We start from the raw sequence: 15,844 nt of genomic DNA on the forward strand, positions 1-15,844 counted from the left end.
GGGGCGAGGGTCCGACGCCACGTGGGCCGGGGGTTGGGCGGCGTCTCCGCCCCCGGCGTTGTGGGGCGACGCCGGGGGGCGCGGCCCCGGCGGGGGGGTGGGGGCCCCCGCCCCGCTTCCGGTGGGGACGGCGGTGCCGACCGGGTCGGGGCGGGGGGTGGGGGCCGGGCGGAGGCGGAGGCGGAAGCGGGGCACGCCCGGCTCTCAGAGGTGGTTGCCGGTGGCGCGGCGGCGCCGGGAGAGGAAGACGTAGCCGACCGCGCCGGCCACCGCCATGCCGCCGCCGATGGCCAGGGCGGTCGCCTGCTTGCCGCCGCCCGCCCCGCCCGTCCCGCCGAAGCCGGCCGCCGCGCCGCCCGTCGGCGTGCTGGAGGTGAAGGTGAAGGACGTGCTGAGGGTCACGCCGTCCGAGCAGCGGACGGTCACCGAGTAGGTGCGGCCGACGACCAGGCCGCTGGACTTGATGCGGCCGGTGCCGACCCACTTGTTCGTGCCGGCCGGCTGGAGGTTGATGCTCTGCTGGAACGCCTCCGAGGTGGCCGGGCCGCTCGGCTGGCAGGTGGACTTGACGGTGACGGACGTGTTGGGGCCGCCGGAGCTGGGCGAGATGCTGAGCGGGGCGACGTTGTCCCAGGCGGGCCTGGACACGCGGTGCGCCGCGGCGCCCGCCTCGTCCTGGGCGACGGCGGCCGGAGCCGCGACGCCGAGGGCCAGCACGACGCCGGCGGCTGCCGCGGCCAGGCGGCGGCGCGGGGGGGTGGGGTGCGGGGAGAGGGACTTCATGGAACGCGAGACCTCCGGTGTCTGCCGCCACGTCGGGTGCGCATGACGGACTGTCACCTCATATGAACAGTGCGTCGCCCCTCGCGCACCCCGAGTGCCTCCGGGCGGGAGCAGGTTCCCCCGCCCGGCGCACCGATCTCGTCCGCGCGCCCCCCGGACGGCGCTACTTGCTGTCCAGGTCGCGGCGCCGGAAGCCGGCCAGGCCGCAGGCGACCAGGGCGGCGGCCACCGCCGTGAGGATCAGCAGGGGGGTCCACTCCAGCTCGGCCGCCGGGACCTGCGGGACGTGGCCGAGGGGGGAGAGGTTGCTCAGCCCGTCGGGGATGTCGGTCAGCTCGCCGAGGTAGACGACGAAGAAGGAGTACGCGGGAACGGCCCAGGCAGCGGCCGAGGCCCGGGGGAACCACCCGAACAGGGCCACCGCCACCCCCGCCGTCACCCACAGCGCGGGCGCGTAGGCGAGCGAGGCCCAGGTCAGGCTCCACAGCAGGCCGCCGTCCCCCGAGGACCCGGCGCCGGAGGCGCCGAAGGCGGCCCCGGCCACCAGCATGATCAGCGTGCCCCCGGCGAGCGCGACGGCGAGATGGCTGCCCAGCCAGCGGGTCCGGGACAGCCCCGTGGCCAGCACGGGCTCGGCCCGCCCGCCGGTCTCCTCGGCGCGCGCCCGCAGCGTTGCCATGACCACGTAGCTGGCGGCGACGACGGCCAGGATGCTCATCACCACGGAGGCGAAGGACTCCACCAGGCTGCCCCCGAGCCGCGCGACGGCCTGGCGCAGCTGGTCGTTGTTCTCCAGCAGGTCCTCGGCGTCGCCCAGGATCGAGCCGTACATCAGGCCGAACAGCAGGGCCCCGGCCGCGAAGCCGAGCAGGACGCCCCGGTGCAGCCGCAGCGCGAACCCGGCCGGGTGGCCGAGCGCGCCGCTCGCCCGGGGGCGCCCCGGGCGCGGGGGGCGCAGCCCGGCGCCGACGTCGCGGCGGGTGGACAGGGCGAACGCCGCTCCGGCCGCGGCGGCGGAGAGCGCGGCGTTCAGCAGCAGCGGCCACCAGCGGTCGTCCACGTAGACGTAGGTGCGCTGGGCCCAGCCGATGGGGGAGAGCCAGGAGAACGCGTCGGCGCCCACGTCGCCCACGGCCCGCAGGGTGAAGGCGACGCCGATGGCGGCCAGGCCGAGGCCGGAGGAGCCGCGCGCGAAGGGGGTGATCTGGACGGCGACGGCGGCCAGGGCGGCGAAGGTGATGCCGACGGCGGCGCTCGTCGCGCCGTAGAGCAGGGACCCGGCGCCGGTGACGCCGGGCAGGCCGAGCCCGGTGAGGCCGGCGGCCAGCAGCAGACCGAGGGCGAGGTTGGCGGCGACGGCCACGGTCAGGGCGGCGGTCAGCTGGGCGTGGCGGCCGAGCGCGCTCGCGCGCAGCAGCTCGGCGCGGCCGGTCTCCTCCTCGGCGCGGGTGTGCCGGACCACGGCCAGGACGCTCATCAGGCCCGTCAGGATCGCGAAGAAGCCGATCATCTGGTGGCCGGTCATGGCGCCGTAGTCGTAGGAACCGCTCAGGTAGTGCTCGGGTCCGGACATGGCGAGGCCGGCGGGCCCCTCCAGGGTGTCCCGGAGCGAGGCGCGGTCCTCGGCGGTGGCGTACTGCGACTCGAAGCTGGAGACGGAGGAGAGGGTGACCAGGGTCAGGGCCCCGATCCACACCGGCAGCCTGACCCGGTCGCGGCGCAGCGCGAAGCGCAGCAGCACGCCGGTCCCGGCGAGCGCACCGGCCGCGCGCCCCGCACTCACAGTGTCTCCTTCCGGTGGTCGCCCTCCAGGGACTGGAGCTCGTCGCCGTAGTGGCGCAGCATCAGCTCCTCCAGGGTCGGGGGGTGGCTGACCAGGCTGCGCAGCCCGGCGGCGGTCAGGTGCCTCACCGCGCCGTCGAGGTGGGCGCCGTCCACGGTGAAGCGGACCTTCGCGCCCTCGGAGCCCCGGACCTCCTCGGCGCGGACGTCGTGCACGCCGGGCAGCTCCGCCAGGCCGGTGACGGGGGCGGCGGTCCCGGCCTCGATGGTGGTGCGGGTGAGGTGCCGCATCTCGTCCAGCGTTCCGGATTGCACGGTTCTGCCGAGGCGGACGATGGAGACGCGGTCGCACAGCTTCTCCACCTGGGCCAGGATGTGGCTGGAGAGCAGCACGGTGCGCCCGGCGGCCTTGGCCTCGCCGACCACGTCCTGGAAGACGACCTCCATCAGCGGGTCGAGCCCGGCGGTGGGCTCGTCCAGCAGGAGCAGCTCGGCGTGCGAGGCGAGGGCGGCGACGAGGGCCACCTTCTGCCGGTTGCCCTTGGAGTAGGTGCGGCCCTTCTTGGTGGGGTCGAGGTCGAAGCGCTCGGTCAGCTCGTCCCGCAGCCGCCGGTCGAGGCCGCCGCGCAGCCGGCCCAGCAGGTCGATGGCCTCCCCGCCGCTGAGGCCCGGCCACAGCTCCACGTCGCCCGGGACGTAGGCAAGCCTCCGGTGGAGGGCGACGGCGTCGCGCCACGGGTCGCCGCCCAGCAGCCGGACCGTGCCGGAGTCGGCGCGCAGCAGGCCGAGCAGGACCCGGATGGCGGTGGACTTCCCGGCGCCGTTGGGCCCGAGGAAGCCGTGCACCTCGCCGGTGCGGACGGTCAGGTCGAGGCCGTCCAGGGCGCGGGTCCTGCCGAACGTCTTCACCAGCCCCGAGACGGCGATGGCCGGGGCGCCGGGGGCGTCCTCATTGGTTGCCTCAGTCATGCTTCCGAAGCTACTGTGAGTTCACAGATTTGTGAAGTTAAGGAACTGTCAAGACCGGGAGAAGGGGATGCGAGGATGGGGCCGTGACGGCTGATACTTCCCGCCCGGGGCCCCGCGCCGAGGAGGCGCGGCCGGAGGGCTACCCCGAGCCGGTGGCCGCGTTCGTCGAGCGCTTCGCCGCCGATCTCACCGAGGCCGGCATGCAGCGCATGGCCGCCCGCGTCTTCGCCTGCCTGCTCGCCGCCGACGAGGGGGCGCTCAGCTCCACCGAGCTGGCCGCGCGGCTGCGCGTCTCGCCCGCCGCCGTCTCCGGCGCCGTCCGCTACCTGGCCCAGGTCCACCTCGTCTCCCGGGAGCGCGAGCCCGGCTCCCGCCGCGAGCGGTACCGCCTGCACGACAACGCCTGGTACGCCGCGATGCTGCGCCGGGACACGATGATCGGCCGCTGGGCCGACACGATGACCTCCGGCATCGCCGCCGTGGGGGAGTCCACCCGGGCGGGGCGGCGGATGGCCGAGACCGCCGAGTTCCTGCTGTTCCTGCGCACGGAGCTGGACGCCCTGATGGAACGCTGGCGCTCCCGCCGCGCCGAGCCCTCGGGCGCGCCCCCGGACGGGGCCTGACGCCTGCGAACGGCCCCGCCCCGGCCGCCCCGTCCCCGGCCCCGCCTGCCCGAGTCGTTCCGCCGGATGATCGAAATGAGGCGACTTCCTTCCGGGATGAGGCCACTACTGCCGGAATATCGACGGTTCGAGTGAGATGCATGGCGCATGCTCAGAAGGACCTTCCTCCGGGCGGCTCCGGCCGCCGGCGGCGCCCTCGCGCTCGCCGGCCTCTCCCCCGCCGCAGCCGCAGCCGCGCGGCGCGCGATCCTCCCGCCCGTCGCCGACCCGCTGTACGACACGCCCATCGCCCGCGCCACGGCCGTTCCGCGCTTCGTCAACGCCCTGCCGCGCCCCCCGCGCGTGGACTTGACGGACGGCGGCGCCCGCACCCTCCGCCTGGCCGAGACCAGCCAGGACCTCCTGGGGGGCGGCCTCGGGCTGCCGTCCACGGTGTGGGGCTTCGGCCTCGACGCAGGTCCCAACGGCGAGGCCGCGCTCCCGGCCTCCTCGCCCGGCCCGACGATCGTGGCCCGCGCCGGCCGCACCCTGAGCCTGGACTGGCGCAACGACCTGCCCTACCGGCACCTGTTCCCCATGGACGAGGACGCGCACTGGGCGTTCACCGGCTCCGAGTACACCGTCGAACAGCACGGCGTGCCCTCGGTGGTCCACGTCCACGGCGCCCACACCGACTCGGCCAGCGACGGTCACCCCGACGCCTGGTACTCCCCCGGCGGCGCGGCCGGCCCGCTGCACGGCGGCACCCGCTGCACGTATCACAACAGCCAGGAGGCCGCCCCGCTCTGGTACCACGACCACACCCACGGCATCACCGGCCTCAACATCTACGCCGGGCTCCTCGGCTTCTACCTCCTGCGCGACGAGCACGAGCTGGGCCTGATCGCCTCCCGGCGCCTGCCCGCCGAACCCTACGAGCTGGAACTGGCCATCCAGGACCGCACCTTCCGCCCCGACGGCCTGCTGGCGTTCCCCTCGCCCACCCCGCACGACCACGAGGAGACCGAGCCGCCGACGTTCGCCGGCCAGGTCATCCTGGTCAACGGCAAGGCGTGGCCCTACCTGGACGTCGAGCCGCGCCAGTACCGGCTGCGGCTGCTCAACGCCTCCAACGCCCGCTTCTACCGGCTCTCCTCCGGCGGTGGCTGGCCCTTCCCCGTCACCGCGATCGGCGGGGACGGAGGGTTCCTCGACGAGCCGCACCGGCTGGAGGAGGGGCTGCTGCTCGCGCCCGGCGAGCGCGCCGACGTGATCGCCGACTTCCGTGACGCCGGGGGCCGGACGTTCGACCTCACCAACGACGCGCCCCTCCCCTTCCCCGGCGGGGCCCCCGTGGCCGCGCCCGTCGACGCCGTGCTGCAGTTCCGCGTGAGCCTGCCCTACGACCGCTCGGCCCCCGAGCCGGTCCTGCCCGCCTCGCTGCGCCGCCGGCCCTACCGCATCCTCACCCGGCCCGCGCGGACCCGCCGCCTGCAGCTGCTGGAGACCGTGGACGAGCACGGCCGCACGCAGATGATGCTCGGAACGGCCGAGGAGGGCGGAATGCTGTGGGGCGACCCGGTCACCGAGACCCCCCGGCTGCACACCACCGAGGTCTGGGAGCTGTACAACACCACCGAGGAGACCCACTCGGTGCACCTGCACCTGGTGCAGTTCCAGGTGCTGGACGAGGCCCCCTTCACCGCCGACCGCGACCCGGAGCGCGGCGCGCTGAGCAGCATCGTCACCGGCGAGCGGCTGCCCCTGTCCCCCTCCGAGCGGGGGCCGAAGGACACCGTGCGCATCCGGCCGTCCCACGTCGTGCGCGTCAAGGCGCGCTTCGACAAGGCGGGGGACTACGTGTGGCACTGCCATCTGCTGCCGCACGAGGACGCGGGGATGATGCGCAGATTCACCGTGTCCTGATCGGGCCGCGGGCGGGCCGACGCTCTCACGATCCCGGCCGCGGCCCGCCCTGCGCCGGGACCGTGAGGCGCAGCGCCCCGGGCGAGACGGTCCACGTCCGCGCCGGGGTCGGCCCGACGTTCACCGCGTCCGCCCGGTAGAGGTACCCGCGGCCCCCGGCCGAGACCGTCACCGTCGTGGCCCGGGCCCGCACGTCGCCCGCCCGCTCGCGGCCCGGCCGGATCACCACCTCGGCCAGGCCGCCCGCCGGCCGCACCGAGACCCCCTCCACCGGCCGGTCCACGTCGGCCAGCACCTTCCCGTCCGCCTCCACCCGCAGCCGCTGCCGCTGCCGGGGCCGCCACCACCGCGGCGCCCCGGCCCGCGGCGGCGCGGCGGCCGGGATGCCCAGCGCCCCGAGCACCACGCCGCCCGCGTCGTCCGTCAGCACGTCCAGCGTCCGCACCGGCCCGGTCAGCACCGCCCGCGAGGCCGCGACCGCGTCGTCGGTGGGAACGCCCAGAGCACGGGCCACCCGCACGGAGGCGGCCGGGCCGACCGGGACCATCGCCAGCGGGCTCGCGCCCAGCTCGCCCCCGGCGTGCAGCAGGCGCACGGCCCGCAGCAGCGCGCCGTCGTCCCCCACGATCACCACCCGGCGCCCGCCCCGGCGCGCGAGGATGCGGGGCAACGCCTGCGGCCGGTCGAGCACGCACACCTGCACGTCCCGGGCCCCGGCGCACAGCACGTCCCTGGCGATCCGCACCGCCTCCCCATCCGTCTGCCGAGCCCTCGGGTCGATGACGATGAGCACCTGACTGTTCGCCTCCCGGCTGCGTCTCCCGTAAGCTCTCTGTGCAAGAGCCCCTGTCGCGATTGCGCCAGGGGTTTCGTCGATCCGGGGCAGCCCTTGCGTAGATGCCCCGCTCGAAAGGGGTGTACGCCTGTGCCCGCGCTCGTGCTGCTCGGCGCTCAGTGGGGTGACGAAGGCAAGGGGAAGGCCACCGACCTGCTCGGCGGCTCCGTGGACTACGTCGTGCGGTACCAGGGCGGCAACAACGCGGGTCACACCGTCGTCGTCGGCGGCGAGAAGTACGCCCTCCACCTGCTCCCCTCCGGCATCCTCTCCCCCGGCTGCACCCCCGTCATCGGCAACGGCGTCGTCGTCGACCCGACCGTGCTCTTCGCGGAGCTGGACGGCCTGGCCGCCCGCGGCGTGGACACCTCCCGGCTGCTGGTCAGCGGGAACGCCCACCTGATCACGCCCTACCACCAGACCCTCGACAAGGTCACCGAGCGCTTCCTGGGCAAGCGCCGCATCGGCACCACCGGGCGCGGCATCGGCCCGGCGTACGCCGACAAGATCAACCGGCAGGGCATCCGGGTCCAGGACCTGTTCGACGAATCGATCCTCCACCAGAAGGTGGAGGCCGCCCTGGACCACAAGAACCAGATCCTCGCCAAGCTCTACAACCGCCGCGCCATCGCCGCCGAGCAGATCGTCGCGGAGCTGCTGGGCCACGCCGAGCGCCTGCGCGGCCACGTCGCGGACACCGCGCTGATCCTCAACCAGGCGCTGGACGAGGACAAGGTCGTGCTCTTCGAGGGCGGCCAGGGCACGCTGCTGGACGTCGACCACGGCACCTACCCCTTCGTCACCTCCTCCAGCCCAACGGCCGGCGGCGCCTGCACCGGCTCCGGCGTCGGCCCCACCCGCATCGGCCGGGTCATCGGCATCCTGAAGGCGTACACCACGCGCGTGGGCGCCGGGCCGTTCCCGACCGAGCTGCACGACGAGGACGGCGAGGCGCTGCGGCGCATCGGCGGCGAGTTCGGCGTCACCACCGGGCGGGACCGGCGCTGCGGCTGGTTCGACGCCGTGATCGCCCGGTACGCGGTGCGGATCAACGGCCTGACCGACTTCTTCCTCACCAAGCTGGACGTGCTCACCGGCTGGGAGCGCATCCCGGTCTGCGTCGCCTACGAGATCGACGGCCGCCGCGTCACCGAGCTGCCGTACAGCCAGAGCGACTTCCACCACGCGCGGCCGGTCTACGAGTACCTGCCGGGCTGGAGCGAGGACATCTCCGCCGCCCGCTCCTTCGACGAACTGCCGAAGAACGCCCAGGCGTACGTCCTCGCCCTCCAGGACCTCTCCGGCGCGCCCATCTCCGCCATCGGCGTCGGCCCGGGCCGCGAGGAGACGATCGAGATCACGTCGTTCCTCTGAGCGGCGCCGCTCGCGCGCCCCGGAAGCCGACCGGCCCGCCACCCCTCGGGGCGGCGGGCCGGAGCGCGTTGCGGGCGCGCGCTCAGTCGTCGTCGAGCGAGGCCGTGAAGTTGGGGCCCTCGCCCGCGTACGGGGTGAACCGCAGCTCCGGGGTCCGGCCCGAGTCGACCGGGTCCCACTCCACCACGAAGGAGGGCAGCGGGTCGCACTGCCCCGAGACCACCGCGCCCGGGCCGACCAGCATGCCCGAGTCGTCACGCGAGAGGGTGCCGGAGATGATCCGGGCCTCCCGGGTGCACTCGTCGTTGGTGTAGGTCAGGGCAACGGCCCCGGCGCGCGCGATCACGGCGGTTTCCACGTCGAAGTCCCGCGCGCTGTAGGTCTCGCCGAAGATGGCGTAGTTCATGCCGTCCGAGCCGGTGTCCAGCGGGGACACCTCCAGGGTCGCCCGGCGGTTGTCGCCGTGCGTCCACAGCAGCGTGCCGTCCGGCTGGATCTGGAGGTTCTGGCCGCCGTACTGACGGCAGCCGGAGCCCGATGGGTACTCGGCGGTGATGCCGGTGCCCGCGATCTGGATGAAGTCGGAGCCGGTGTCCACCAGCATGGCCTGCTCCTCGCAGAGCACCTGGTTGAGGTTGGTGAGCTGGCGCACCACCTGCGATCCGCCGCTGCCCGGCTCGATCTCCACCCGCAGGAACCAGCCCTGCTCCTCGCCGGCCGCGTCGGTGACCGGGCCCTCCCAGGCGCCCACGAACGCGTCGGGCACCGTCGCGGAGGTGTTCACCGTGGGGTTCTGGTCGGGGCCTGTCGGCGTGGGAGTGGGCGTCGGCGTCGGGTTCTGCGTCGGGGGCTGGTTGTCCGTGGTCGAGTTGGTGACCGTGGGGCCCGCCGTCGGGTCGCCGGAGGGGTCGTCGTCGCCGCCGCCGAGGGCGGCCACCGCGATGCCGATGGTCAGCGCGAAGACCGCGACCGCGGCGGCCACGATCCACACCACCTTCTTGCGGTTGGAGCCCGCGCCGCCCGCGCCCCCGCCCGCGCCGGGCGGGTGCGGGGTGCCGGGGCCGCCGGGGTAGTTCCCCCCGTAGGGGTTGCCGACCGCGCCCAGCTCGCCGGGGACCGGCGTGTAGCCGGGGTTCGGGGTGCCGGCCGCCTGCGGGTAGCCGTAGCCGCCGGCGGGCGGGGGCGTGCCGTACGAGCCCGGGGTGGGCGTTCCGTACCCGCCCGGGGGCGGGGTGCCGTAGCCGGGGGGCGGCGGCGTGCCGTACCCGGGCGGCGGGGTGGCCGAGGTGACCGTCGCGCCGTCGGGGGCCGAGGGCGGCGGGGGGCTCGGGGGCGGGGTGGCGGAGCCGAAGTGCGTCGGCGTGGGCTGGGCCGGGGGCGGGAAGCCGGGTATGGAGGACGGCGGGGCCGGGGTCGGCGGCGCCGCGGGCATGGCCGGCATCGGCGTGGTCCGCGGCATCGGCGGCGCCTGCATCGGGTCCTCGGAGTCCAGCAGCTCGACGGCGTGCCGGCCCAGCTTGGCCACCAGCGCGCCGGGCAGCCAGGGCTCGTCGCTCTCCTCGTAGGCGGTGAGCGCGCCCAGCTCCTCCAGCGTCGGCCGGGCGCCCGGGTCCTGGAGCAGGCAGCGCTCGATCAGCGGGCGGATGCCGTCGGGCACCTCGGTGAGGTCCTTCTGGTCCTGCACGATGCGCAGCATCAGCGCGGTCATCGCGGTGTTCGGGTCGCCGAACGGCGTGGTCCCGGTGGCCGCGAAGGTGAGCACGGAGCCGAGGCAGAAGATGTCGCTCGCGGCGGTCAGGGTCTCGCCGCGGCACTGCTCGGGGGACATGAAACCGGGGGAGCCGACCGCCGCGCCCGTGCGGGTCAGGCCCTCGCCGCTGCCCTCCAGGGCGCGGGCGATGCCGAAGTCGATCACCCGCGGGCCGTCGATGGTGATCATGACGTTGGAGGGCTTGAGGTCCCGGTGCACCAGGCCGGCCGCGTGGATGTCGCGCAGGGCGTTGACCAGGCCGTTGCCCAGGATGCGGAGCGTGCGCTCGGGGAGCTTGCCGTAGGTGTGGGCGACCACCTCGTGCAGGGAGGGGCCGGCCACGTACCCGGTGGCGACCCAGGGGGTCTCCGCGTCCGTGTCGCAGCCCAGGACCGGCGCGGTCCAGTCGCCGCCGACCTTGCGGGCGGCCTCCACCTCCTGCTGGAAGCGGCGGCGGAATTCCGGCTGCGCGGCCAGTTCGGGCTGGACGAGCTTGACGGCGACGGTGCGCCCGCGGTCGGAGCGGGCGAGATACACGCTGCCCATTCCGCCGGCGCCCAGTTTCCCCAGCAGCCTGTATTGGCCCACGCGTTGAGGATCGGTCGGCCCGAGCGGTTTCATGCTGTGCTACTCCCTGTTCGCTCCGGTAAGCCTCATGAGCATACGGGCGCCCGTACACACGAGTGGAGGACAGACGCAGAACCGTAATCGGTTCCCTGTACGCAGGCCCCGGCGGGTCCCGCGTCCGTTTCGTGACCGGCCCGGGACAGGCTCGTGCCGGTCAGCGCTGACGGTCACGCGCGGTCACGAACACGCGTGTCGTATGCCCGCGCCTAACGTACCGGTGAACGTCCGGGGCGGGGATACCGGGGGAACGGCGGGGGCTCGCGCGGCGGGGGAACGGCCGGAGCGGGCGCCGCGGGGAACGGGCGGGGCGGCGCCGGCCCGGGCGTTCACACCCGGCGGAGCTGCTGCGGGGTCCTGTCGAGGTAGTTGAGCCACAGGATCTTGATGGTGTCCTCGTTCCCCTCCTCGTTCCACAGCCGGAAGCCGGCGTAGACCTGGCAGGGCGGCCCCGAGCCCTGCTCCACGAGGACGTCGGGCCCGAGCGTGATCTCCCGGCCCTCGACCTGGACGAGGTGGTTCTCCCAGGTGCAGGCGTGCTCGCCGTTCTCGCTGCGCTCGAAGGTCAGGACCAGGTCGCCGAAGGTTCCCTCCTCGATGGTGATGCGGTCCGAGGTCGGCACGTTGTTCCGCGTCCCCTCCGAGCGCCACTCGCCCAGCAGGGAGGCCGGGACGCTGTTGCCCTCCGCCGCGCTCTCCGGGGCCTCGCTCAGCGCCGCCGAGCGGTCGCCCTGGGTCCAGTTCAGCCGCTCGCCGTCCTCGGCGAGGCTCAGCGTCTGGGGGGTGCCGCCCGCGTCGCAGGCGCCCGCGGCGTTCTCCGGAACGCTCCACCTGCTCTCCTCGGTGATCCGCAGCCCCTCGTCGGCCGACTCCAGGCGCACGTCGAAGGAGCACAGCGTGGTGGTGCTCAGCGCCAGGGCCTCGCCGATGACCTCGCCCTCCGAGCCCTGCCGTATCTCGAAGCGCAGCTCGTTGACCCGGCCGTCGGAGCCGGTGTAGTCGCCCTGCCAGGCGCCGATGTACCCCTCGTCCACGTCCCCGGACGCGCCGCCGCCCCCGGTGAGCTGCACCGCGACCAGGACGCCGAGGAGGACCAGCACCACCGCGCCGGCCACCGCCGCGAGGACCGGGCCGAGGCGGCGGCGCCGGCCGGGGGCATTCCCCGCCGCGGTGCCCGCGCCCGAGGCGTAGGGGGAGGCGGGGCCGAAGCCGCCCAGGGAGTGCGGCCCCGTGCCGGGGTTGGAATGGGGGAGGCCCGGGCGCGAGTACGGCGAGGGCACGGGCGTGGGACGCGGCGGGGGCGGGGCCGCGGCGCCGCGCGCGGGGGTGTGCGGGTCGGCGGCCGTGACCGGCGCGGTGGGCGGGGTGGGCGTGGCCGGGGTCGCGGGCGCGGCCGGGCGCGGGGCGGCGGGGGCCTGCTGTCCGGCCGGGGCGCCGTTGCCCGCCCAGCCGGTGACGGCGGTGTGGCCCAGGCGCGTGGCCGGGTCCTCGGAGTCCAGCAGCTCGACGGCGTGGCGGCCGAGCTGGGCGACGAGCGCGCCCGGCAGCCAGGGCTCCTGCGAGGCGTCCTCGGAGGAGGTGGCGGCGAGCAGCGCGGGGACGGTGATCCGCTGCGCGGGGTCCTTGGTCAGGCAGGCGGCTATCAGCTCGCGCAGCCGCTCCGGCAGGCCGTCGAGGTCGGGCGGCTCCTCGGCGATCCGGAACATCAGGATGTGAACGCCCGAGTCCAGCGCGCCGAACGGGGTGCGCCCGGTGGCGGCGTAGGCCAGCAGGGAGCCGAGGCAGAAGATGTCGCTGGCCGGGGTGACGCGGTGGCCGCGTATCTGCTCGGGGGACATGAACCCGGGGGAGCCGACCGTCGCGCCGGTGCGGGTGAGGTTCTCGCCGGGGGCCTGCTCCAGGGCGCGGGCGATGCCGAAGTCGATGACGCGCGGGCCGTCGATGGTCAGCAGGACGTTGGAGGGCTTGAGGTCGCGGTGCACCAGGCCGGCGCCGTGGATGTCGCTGAGGGCGTGGCCCAGGCCGTTGGCCAGCAGCAGGATGCTGCGCTCGGGGAGGACACCGAAGTCCCGGCTGACCACCTCGTGCAGGGAGGGGCCCGCGATGTACCCGGTGGCGACCCAGGGGGTGTCCGCGTCGGTGTCGGCGTCCAGGACCGGGGCGGTCCAGCGGGCCCCGACCCGGCGGGCGGCGGTGATCTCCTGCGCGAACCGCCGCCGGAAGTCGGGCTCCCGGGCCAGCGCGGACCGGATCGTCTTCACCGCGACCGTCCGGCCGCGCTCCGACCTGGCCAGGAAGACCTGGCCCATGCCGCCCTCCCCCAGGCGGGCGAGCAGGCGGTACTGGCCTATTCGGTGTGGATCCTGTGGCGTCAGCCGGTCCATGTGGAGCAAACTCCCCCGATGGTGACAGTTCTTGCCACACCGAGAATAGAGGTCCCCGCCCGGCCCGAAGAAGGTACGGTGTGCGCCAGTTGGTCACGACCGGTCGGCGGACGGTGAAGGCAGCCGGTCCAGCGCGGCGCTCAGGCGGCGCAGGGCCTCCAGCGCCGCGGCGAACTCCTGGTCCCCGCCCAGCTCCCGGCTGAGCCGCCCGGCGAACTCCTCGTGCTCCGGCGAGATCCGCTCCACCGCGGCCCGTCCCTCGGGGGTGGGCACGAGCAGCTTGGCCCGCCGGTGGGCGGGGTTGGCCCGGTAGGCCGCCATCCCGCGCTCCACCAGCAGGTCCGCGACGCGCTGCACGCTCTGGCGGGCCATACCCATCTCCCGCGCGATCGCGGCGACCGGCAGTGGCTCGTTCAGCACGGCGCCGAGCACCTGCCACCAGGCCGCGGTCAGCCCGGCGGGCTTCGCCAGCCCCTCGGCGACGGCCAGGAACTGGCCGTTGAGCCGGAAGACGGTCACCGCGGCCCCGGACAGCAGCGCCTGCCGGGGGGTCTCGGGGGTACCCACTGTGTCTCCTTCGTGCGCTTCTCCCCCCACGCGGCGGGGGGCGGCCGTCGTCGTCGGCTGCGGTCCGGCAGCCGCGCTGGGGGTACCTCCCTCCCCCAGGCTTCTCCCCCGGACTCCGTCCGGGAGGTGCCCCCAGGGGGGACCCTCACGCGGGGGAGCGTCGCTCACTGCCCTTCCTTCTCCTCGTCCGCCGCGGCCAGGACGGCGTAGGCCTCCGGGTCGGAGCGGGCGAAGAGGCGGTACCAGGCGTCCAGCAGCTCGCCCTCGTACGCCCCCAGCAGCCCGAGGATCTCGCGGGCGAACGCCACGGGTTCGGTCGGCCCGGCCGTGATCAGGCCGCCGTCGGTGACCGCGTCGGCCTCGACGTAACGCCCGCCGCCCGCGTATCCCGTGGCCGCCAGGACCGGCGCCGCCGCGGCCGTGTGCGCCCGCTCGTCCAGCAGCCCGGCGCGCGCCAGGCCGTCGACCGCCCCGCAGATCGCGGCCACCGGCACCCCAGCGTCGAGGAAGTGCCCGGCCCGCTCCGCGAACGGCGCCAGCGCCCCGTTTTCCGCGCCGTCCTCCCACAGGTCCGCGCCCGGCAGGATCAGCAGCGCGCTGTCCTCGGGGCGCAGATCCTCCAGCGCCAGGCCGGGGAGGACGCGCATCCCGCCGACGCTGGTGACCGGCTCGCGGGTGGGGCCGACCGTCCGCACGCGGAAGCCGTTGCGCGCCAGCCAGGCCGTGGCGTGCCCGGTCTCCCAGTCGGCCAGGGTGTCGTACACCGCCAGGTGCACCGTGCGCTCGCTCATCGCGGGTCCCTTCGTTCGCGCCCGATCGTTGATGACAGCATCCTGTCTTGTTGGCAGGATGCTGTCAAGATCTCGGGGGATCTGTAGGCTGTGCTGCCGTGATTCAACGGAGCACACTCCGCGAGCAGCTCGCGGACGCCCTGCGGGAGGAGATACTCGCGGGCCGGCTCTCGCCGGGCGGGGAGTTCACCGTGCGCGAGATCGCCGAGCAGTACGGCGTCTCGGCCACCCCCGTGCGCGAGGCGCTGGTCGACCTGTCCGCCCAGGGACTGCTGGAGGTCGAGCAGCACCGCGGCTTCCGGATCAGGCGGTTCTCGCTGAGCGACTTCCACCACATGATCGAGGCCCAGACCCTCGTGAGCGAGGGGATTCTGCGGCACAGCCCCGGCCTGAACGTCCGCGAGGCCGTGCCCGAGGCGTTCACCTCGATCCGCCGCCGGGCCGCCGCCGCCCGCACCGCCGCGCTCGGCGGCGACCTGGACATCCTCATCGCCTACGACCTGCGCTTCTGGCGCGAGCTGGACGCGCTGCTGGGCAACCCCCACATAGGGGAGTTCCTGGACCGGCTGCGCGTCGCCTGCTGGGCGTTCACCGTCCCCCACCTGCGCCGCGAGCGGCACCTGGAGGGCCGGCTGTGGGCCGGGCACCTCGAACTGGCCGACGCCGTAGAGCGCCGCGACACCGACGAGACCGCGCGCCTGCTGCACGCCCACCGCGCGCACGCCCTCGCGCTCGCCACCCGGCTCGCCGGAGCCTGAGCCGCGCGCCCCTCTACCCTGGCCCGGGGGCCGGCGCCGGCCGCGCGCCCCGAGTCCCCCGTCCCCACCCCCTCCCGGAGAGAGCCGACGTGGCCTGTGACCTGTGGCTGGTGCCCCTCGTCGACGTGCTGTGCCACAGCCCCGACAACCCCTTCGCCGAAGAACTCGCCGAGTACGACCGGGCGCTGGCCGAGGCGGGCCAGCCGCCCGTGCCGGTCTTCGGCTACGTGCCCGGCCTCTCGGGCGAGGTGGCGCCCGTCGCGGGCTTCGACTACGCGGCCCTGCACCTGCTGCGCCGCGCCTACCTGCTCCAGCTCAGCGGCCTGCCGGTGACGCCCGTCGCGGGCGTGGACGGGGACTATAAGCAACTGCTGGAGATGTTCGAGGCCGCAGCTCAACAGGCCCATCTGGTCTGGCACTTCGACCACGCGGGCGCCTACGTCCCGGTGGACTTCCCGCGCCCGGTGGTCAACGAGACCCTGCTGGCCGGGGGAGGACCGCTGGGGTCGAGCCACGGGCTGCTGCGGGAGCTGGAGGCGGTCGCGCCGGTGCTCGGCATCGACCCGCGCAACCCCCCGCCCGCCCCCACGCCCCCCACGCGCCCCACCCGGCTCGACGAGCCCGCCGCCGGCCCCGGCGACGGCTCGGGCCCCTTCGCCCGCGAGCGCCACGTCTGGAACGCCCTCCACACGGCCGCCA

At 75.0% G+C, this 15,844-nt stretch carries 13 protein-coding genes; 5 read left to right on the forward strand and 8 right to left on the reverse strand.

Going from position 1 to position 15,844, the window contains the following annotated elements; genetic code table 11:
- Window positions 1-204: 204 nt before the first annotated feature.
- The 3 genes from RM780_RS26850 to RM780_RS26860 all read right to left on the reverse strand — a co-directional run bounded on the left by RM780_RS26850 (window position 205) and on the right by RM780_RS26860 (window position 3,534).
- Window positions 205-783 (reverse strand): hypothetical protein, encoded by a 579-nt coding sequence (locus RM780_RS26850; protein WP_311633504.1) that lies wholly within the window; start codon window positions 781-783, stop codon window positions 205-207.
- A gap of 163 nt (window positions 784-946) precedes the next feature.
- Window positions 947-2,566 carry an ABC transporter permease gene (locus tag RM780_RS26855; protein WP_311633505.1) on the reverse strand — a complete coding sequence of 540 codons (1,620 nt, stop codon included), beginning with the start codon at window positions 2,564-2,566 and terminating at the stop codon, window positions 947-949.
- A complete protein-coding gene (locus RM780_RS26860; RefSeq protein WP_311633506.1) occupies window positions 2,563-3,534 on the reverse strand; it encodes an ABC transporter ATP-binding protein in 972 nt (323 codons plus the stop codon). The genes RM780_RS26855 and RM780_RS26860 overlap by 4 nt, the downstream gene beginning before the upstream one ends.
- Window positions 3,535-3,617: 83 nt before the next feature.
- On the opposite strand from RM780_RS26860, the gene RM780_RS26865 reads away from it, so the two are divergent.
- The gene (locus tag RM780_RS26865; RefSeq protein ID WP_394813094.1) at window positions 3,618-4,157 is read left to right on the forward strand and encodes a GbsR/MarR family transcriptional regulator; all 540 of its coding nucleotides are present in this window, start codon (window positions 3,618-3,620) and stop codon (window positions 4,155-4,157) included.
- A gap of 147 nt (window positions 4,158-4,304) precedes the next feature.
- Window positions 4,305-6,062, forward strand: coding sequence for a multicopper oxidase family protein (locus RM780_RS26870; RefSeq protein WP_311633507.1), 1,758 nt, complete (start codon window positions 4,305-4,307; stop codon window positions 6,060-6,062).
- Window positions 6,063-6,087: 25 nt separating this feature from the next.
- Here RM780_RS26870 and RM780_RS26875 read toward each other — a convergent pair whose 3' ends face one another.
- Complete coding sequence (locus RM780_RS26875; RefSeq protein ID WP_311633508.1) at window positions 6,088-6,855, reverse strand: diacylglycerol kinase family protein; 768 nt, start codon at window positions 6,853-6,855, stop codon at window positions 6,088-6,090.
- A 132-nt stretch (window positions 6,856-6,987) separates the two neighbouring features.
- Between RM780_RS26875 and RM780_RS26880 the strand changes: the two genes are divergently transcribed.
- The gene (locus tag RM780_RS26880; RefSeq protein ID WP_311633509.1) at window positions 6,988-8,271 is read left to right on the forward strand and encodes an adenylosuccinate synthase; all 1,284 of its coding nucleotides are present in this window, start codon (window positions 6,988-6,990) and stop codon (window positions 8,269-8,271) included.
- Between the two features lie 82 nt (window positions 8,272-8,353).
- Here the strand turns inward: RM780_RS26880 and RM780_RS26885 are convergent, their stop codons facing one another.
- The 4 genes from RM780_RS26885 to RM780_RS26900 all read right to left on the reverse strand — a co-directional run bounded on the left by RM780_RS26885 (window position 8,354) and on the right by RM780_RS26900 (window position 14,387).
- Window positions 8,354-10,609 carry a serine/threonine-protein kinase gene (locus RM780_RS26885; RefSeq protein ID WP_311633510.1) on the reverse strand — a complete coding sequence of 752 codons (2,256 nt, stop codon included), beginning with the start codon at window positions 10,607-10,609 and terminating at the stop codon, window positions 8,354-8,356.
- A 365-nt stretch (window positions 10,610-10,974) separates the two neighbouring features.
- Window positions 10,975-13,029: a serine/threonine-protein kinase gene (locus tag RM780_RS26890; RefSeq protein WP_311633511.1), complete on the reverse strand. Its 2,055-nt coding sequence runs from the start codon at window positions 13,027-13,029 to the stop codon at window positions 10,975-10,977.
- A gap of 93 nt (window positions 13,030-13,122) precedes the next feature.
- On the reverse strand, window positions 13,123-13,596 hold the full coding sequence (locus RM780_RS26895) for a MarR family winged helix-turn-helix transcriptional regulator (protein ID WP_311633512.1): 474 nt from the start codon (window positions 13,594-13,596) through the stop codon (window positions 13,123-13,125).
- A 164-nt stretch (window positions 13,597-13,760) separates the two neighbouring features.
- Window positions 13,761-14,387, reverse strand: coding sequence for a DJ-1/PfpI family protein (locus RM780_RS26900; RefSeq protein ID WP_311633513.1), 627 nt, complete (start codon window positions 14,385-14,387; stop codon window positions 13,761-13,763).
- A gap of 101 nt (window positions 14,388-14,488) precedes the next feature.
- On the opposite strand from RM780_RS26900, the gene RM780_RS26905 reads away from it, so the two are divergent.
- On the forward strand, window positions 14,489-15,145 hold the full coding sequence (locus RM780_RS26905) for a GntR family transcriptional regulator (RefSeq protein ID WP_311633516.1): 657 nt from the start codon (window positions 14,489-14,491) through the stop codon (window positions 15,143-15,145).
- Between the two features lie 89 nt (window positions 15,146-15,234).
- Window positions 15,235-15,844, forward strand: a 610-nt coding sequence (locus RM780_RS26910; RefSeq protein WP_311633514.1) for a hypothetical protein, incomplete at its 3' end; no start/stop codon positions are given.

This window comes from Streptomyces boetiae, assembly GCF_031845405.1.
GTDB lineage: Bacteria > Actinomycetota > Actinomycetes > Streptomycetales > Streptomycetaceae > Streptomyces > Streptomyces boetiae.

Bases quoted from the DNA above. Each gene is read 5' to 3' on its own strand.
- RM780_RS26850 (WP_311633504.1), bottom strand. From the start codon at position 783: ATGAAGTCCCTCTCCCCGCACCCCACCCCCCCGCGCCGCCGCCTGGCC.
- RM780_RS26860 (WP_311633506.1), bottom strand. From the start codon at position 3,534: ATGACTGAGGCAACCAATGAGGACGCCCCCGGCGCCCCGGCCATCGCC.
- RM780_RS26870 (WP_311633507.1), top strand. From the start codon at position 4,305: ATGCTCAGAAGGACCTTCCTCCGGGCGGCTCCGGCCGCCGGCGGCGCC.
- RM780_RS26890 (WP_311633511.1), bottom strand. From the start codon at position 13,029: ATGGACCGGCTGACGCCACAGGATCCACACCGAATAGGCCAGTACCGC.
- RM780_RS26900 (WP_311633513.1), bottom strand. From the start codon at position 14,387: ATGAGCGAGCGCACGGTGCACCTGGCGGTGTACGACACCCTGGCCGAC.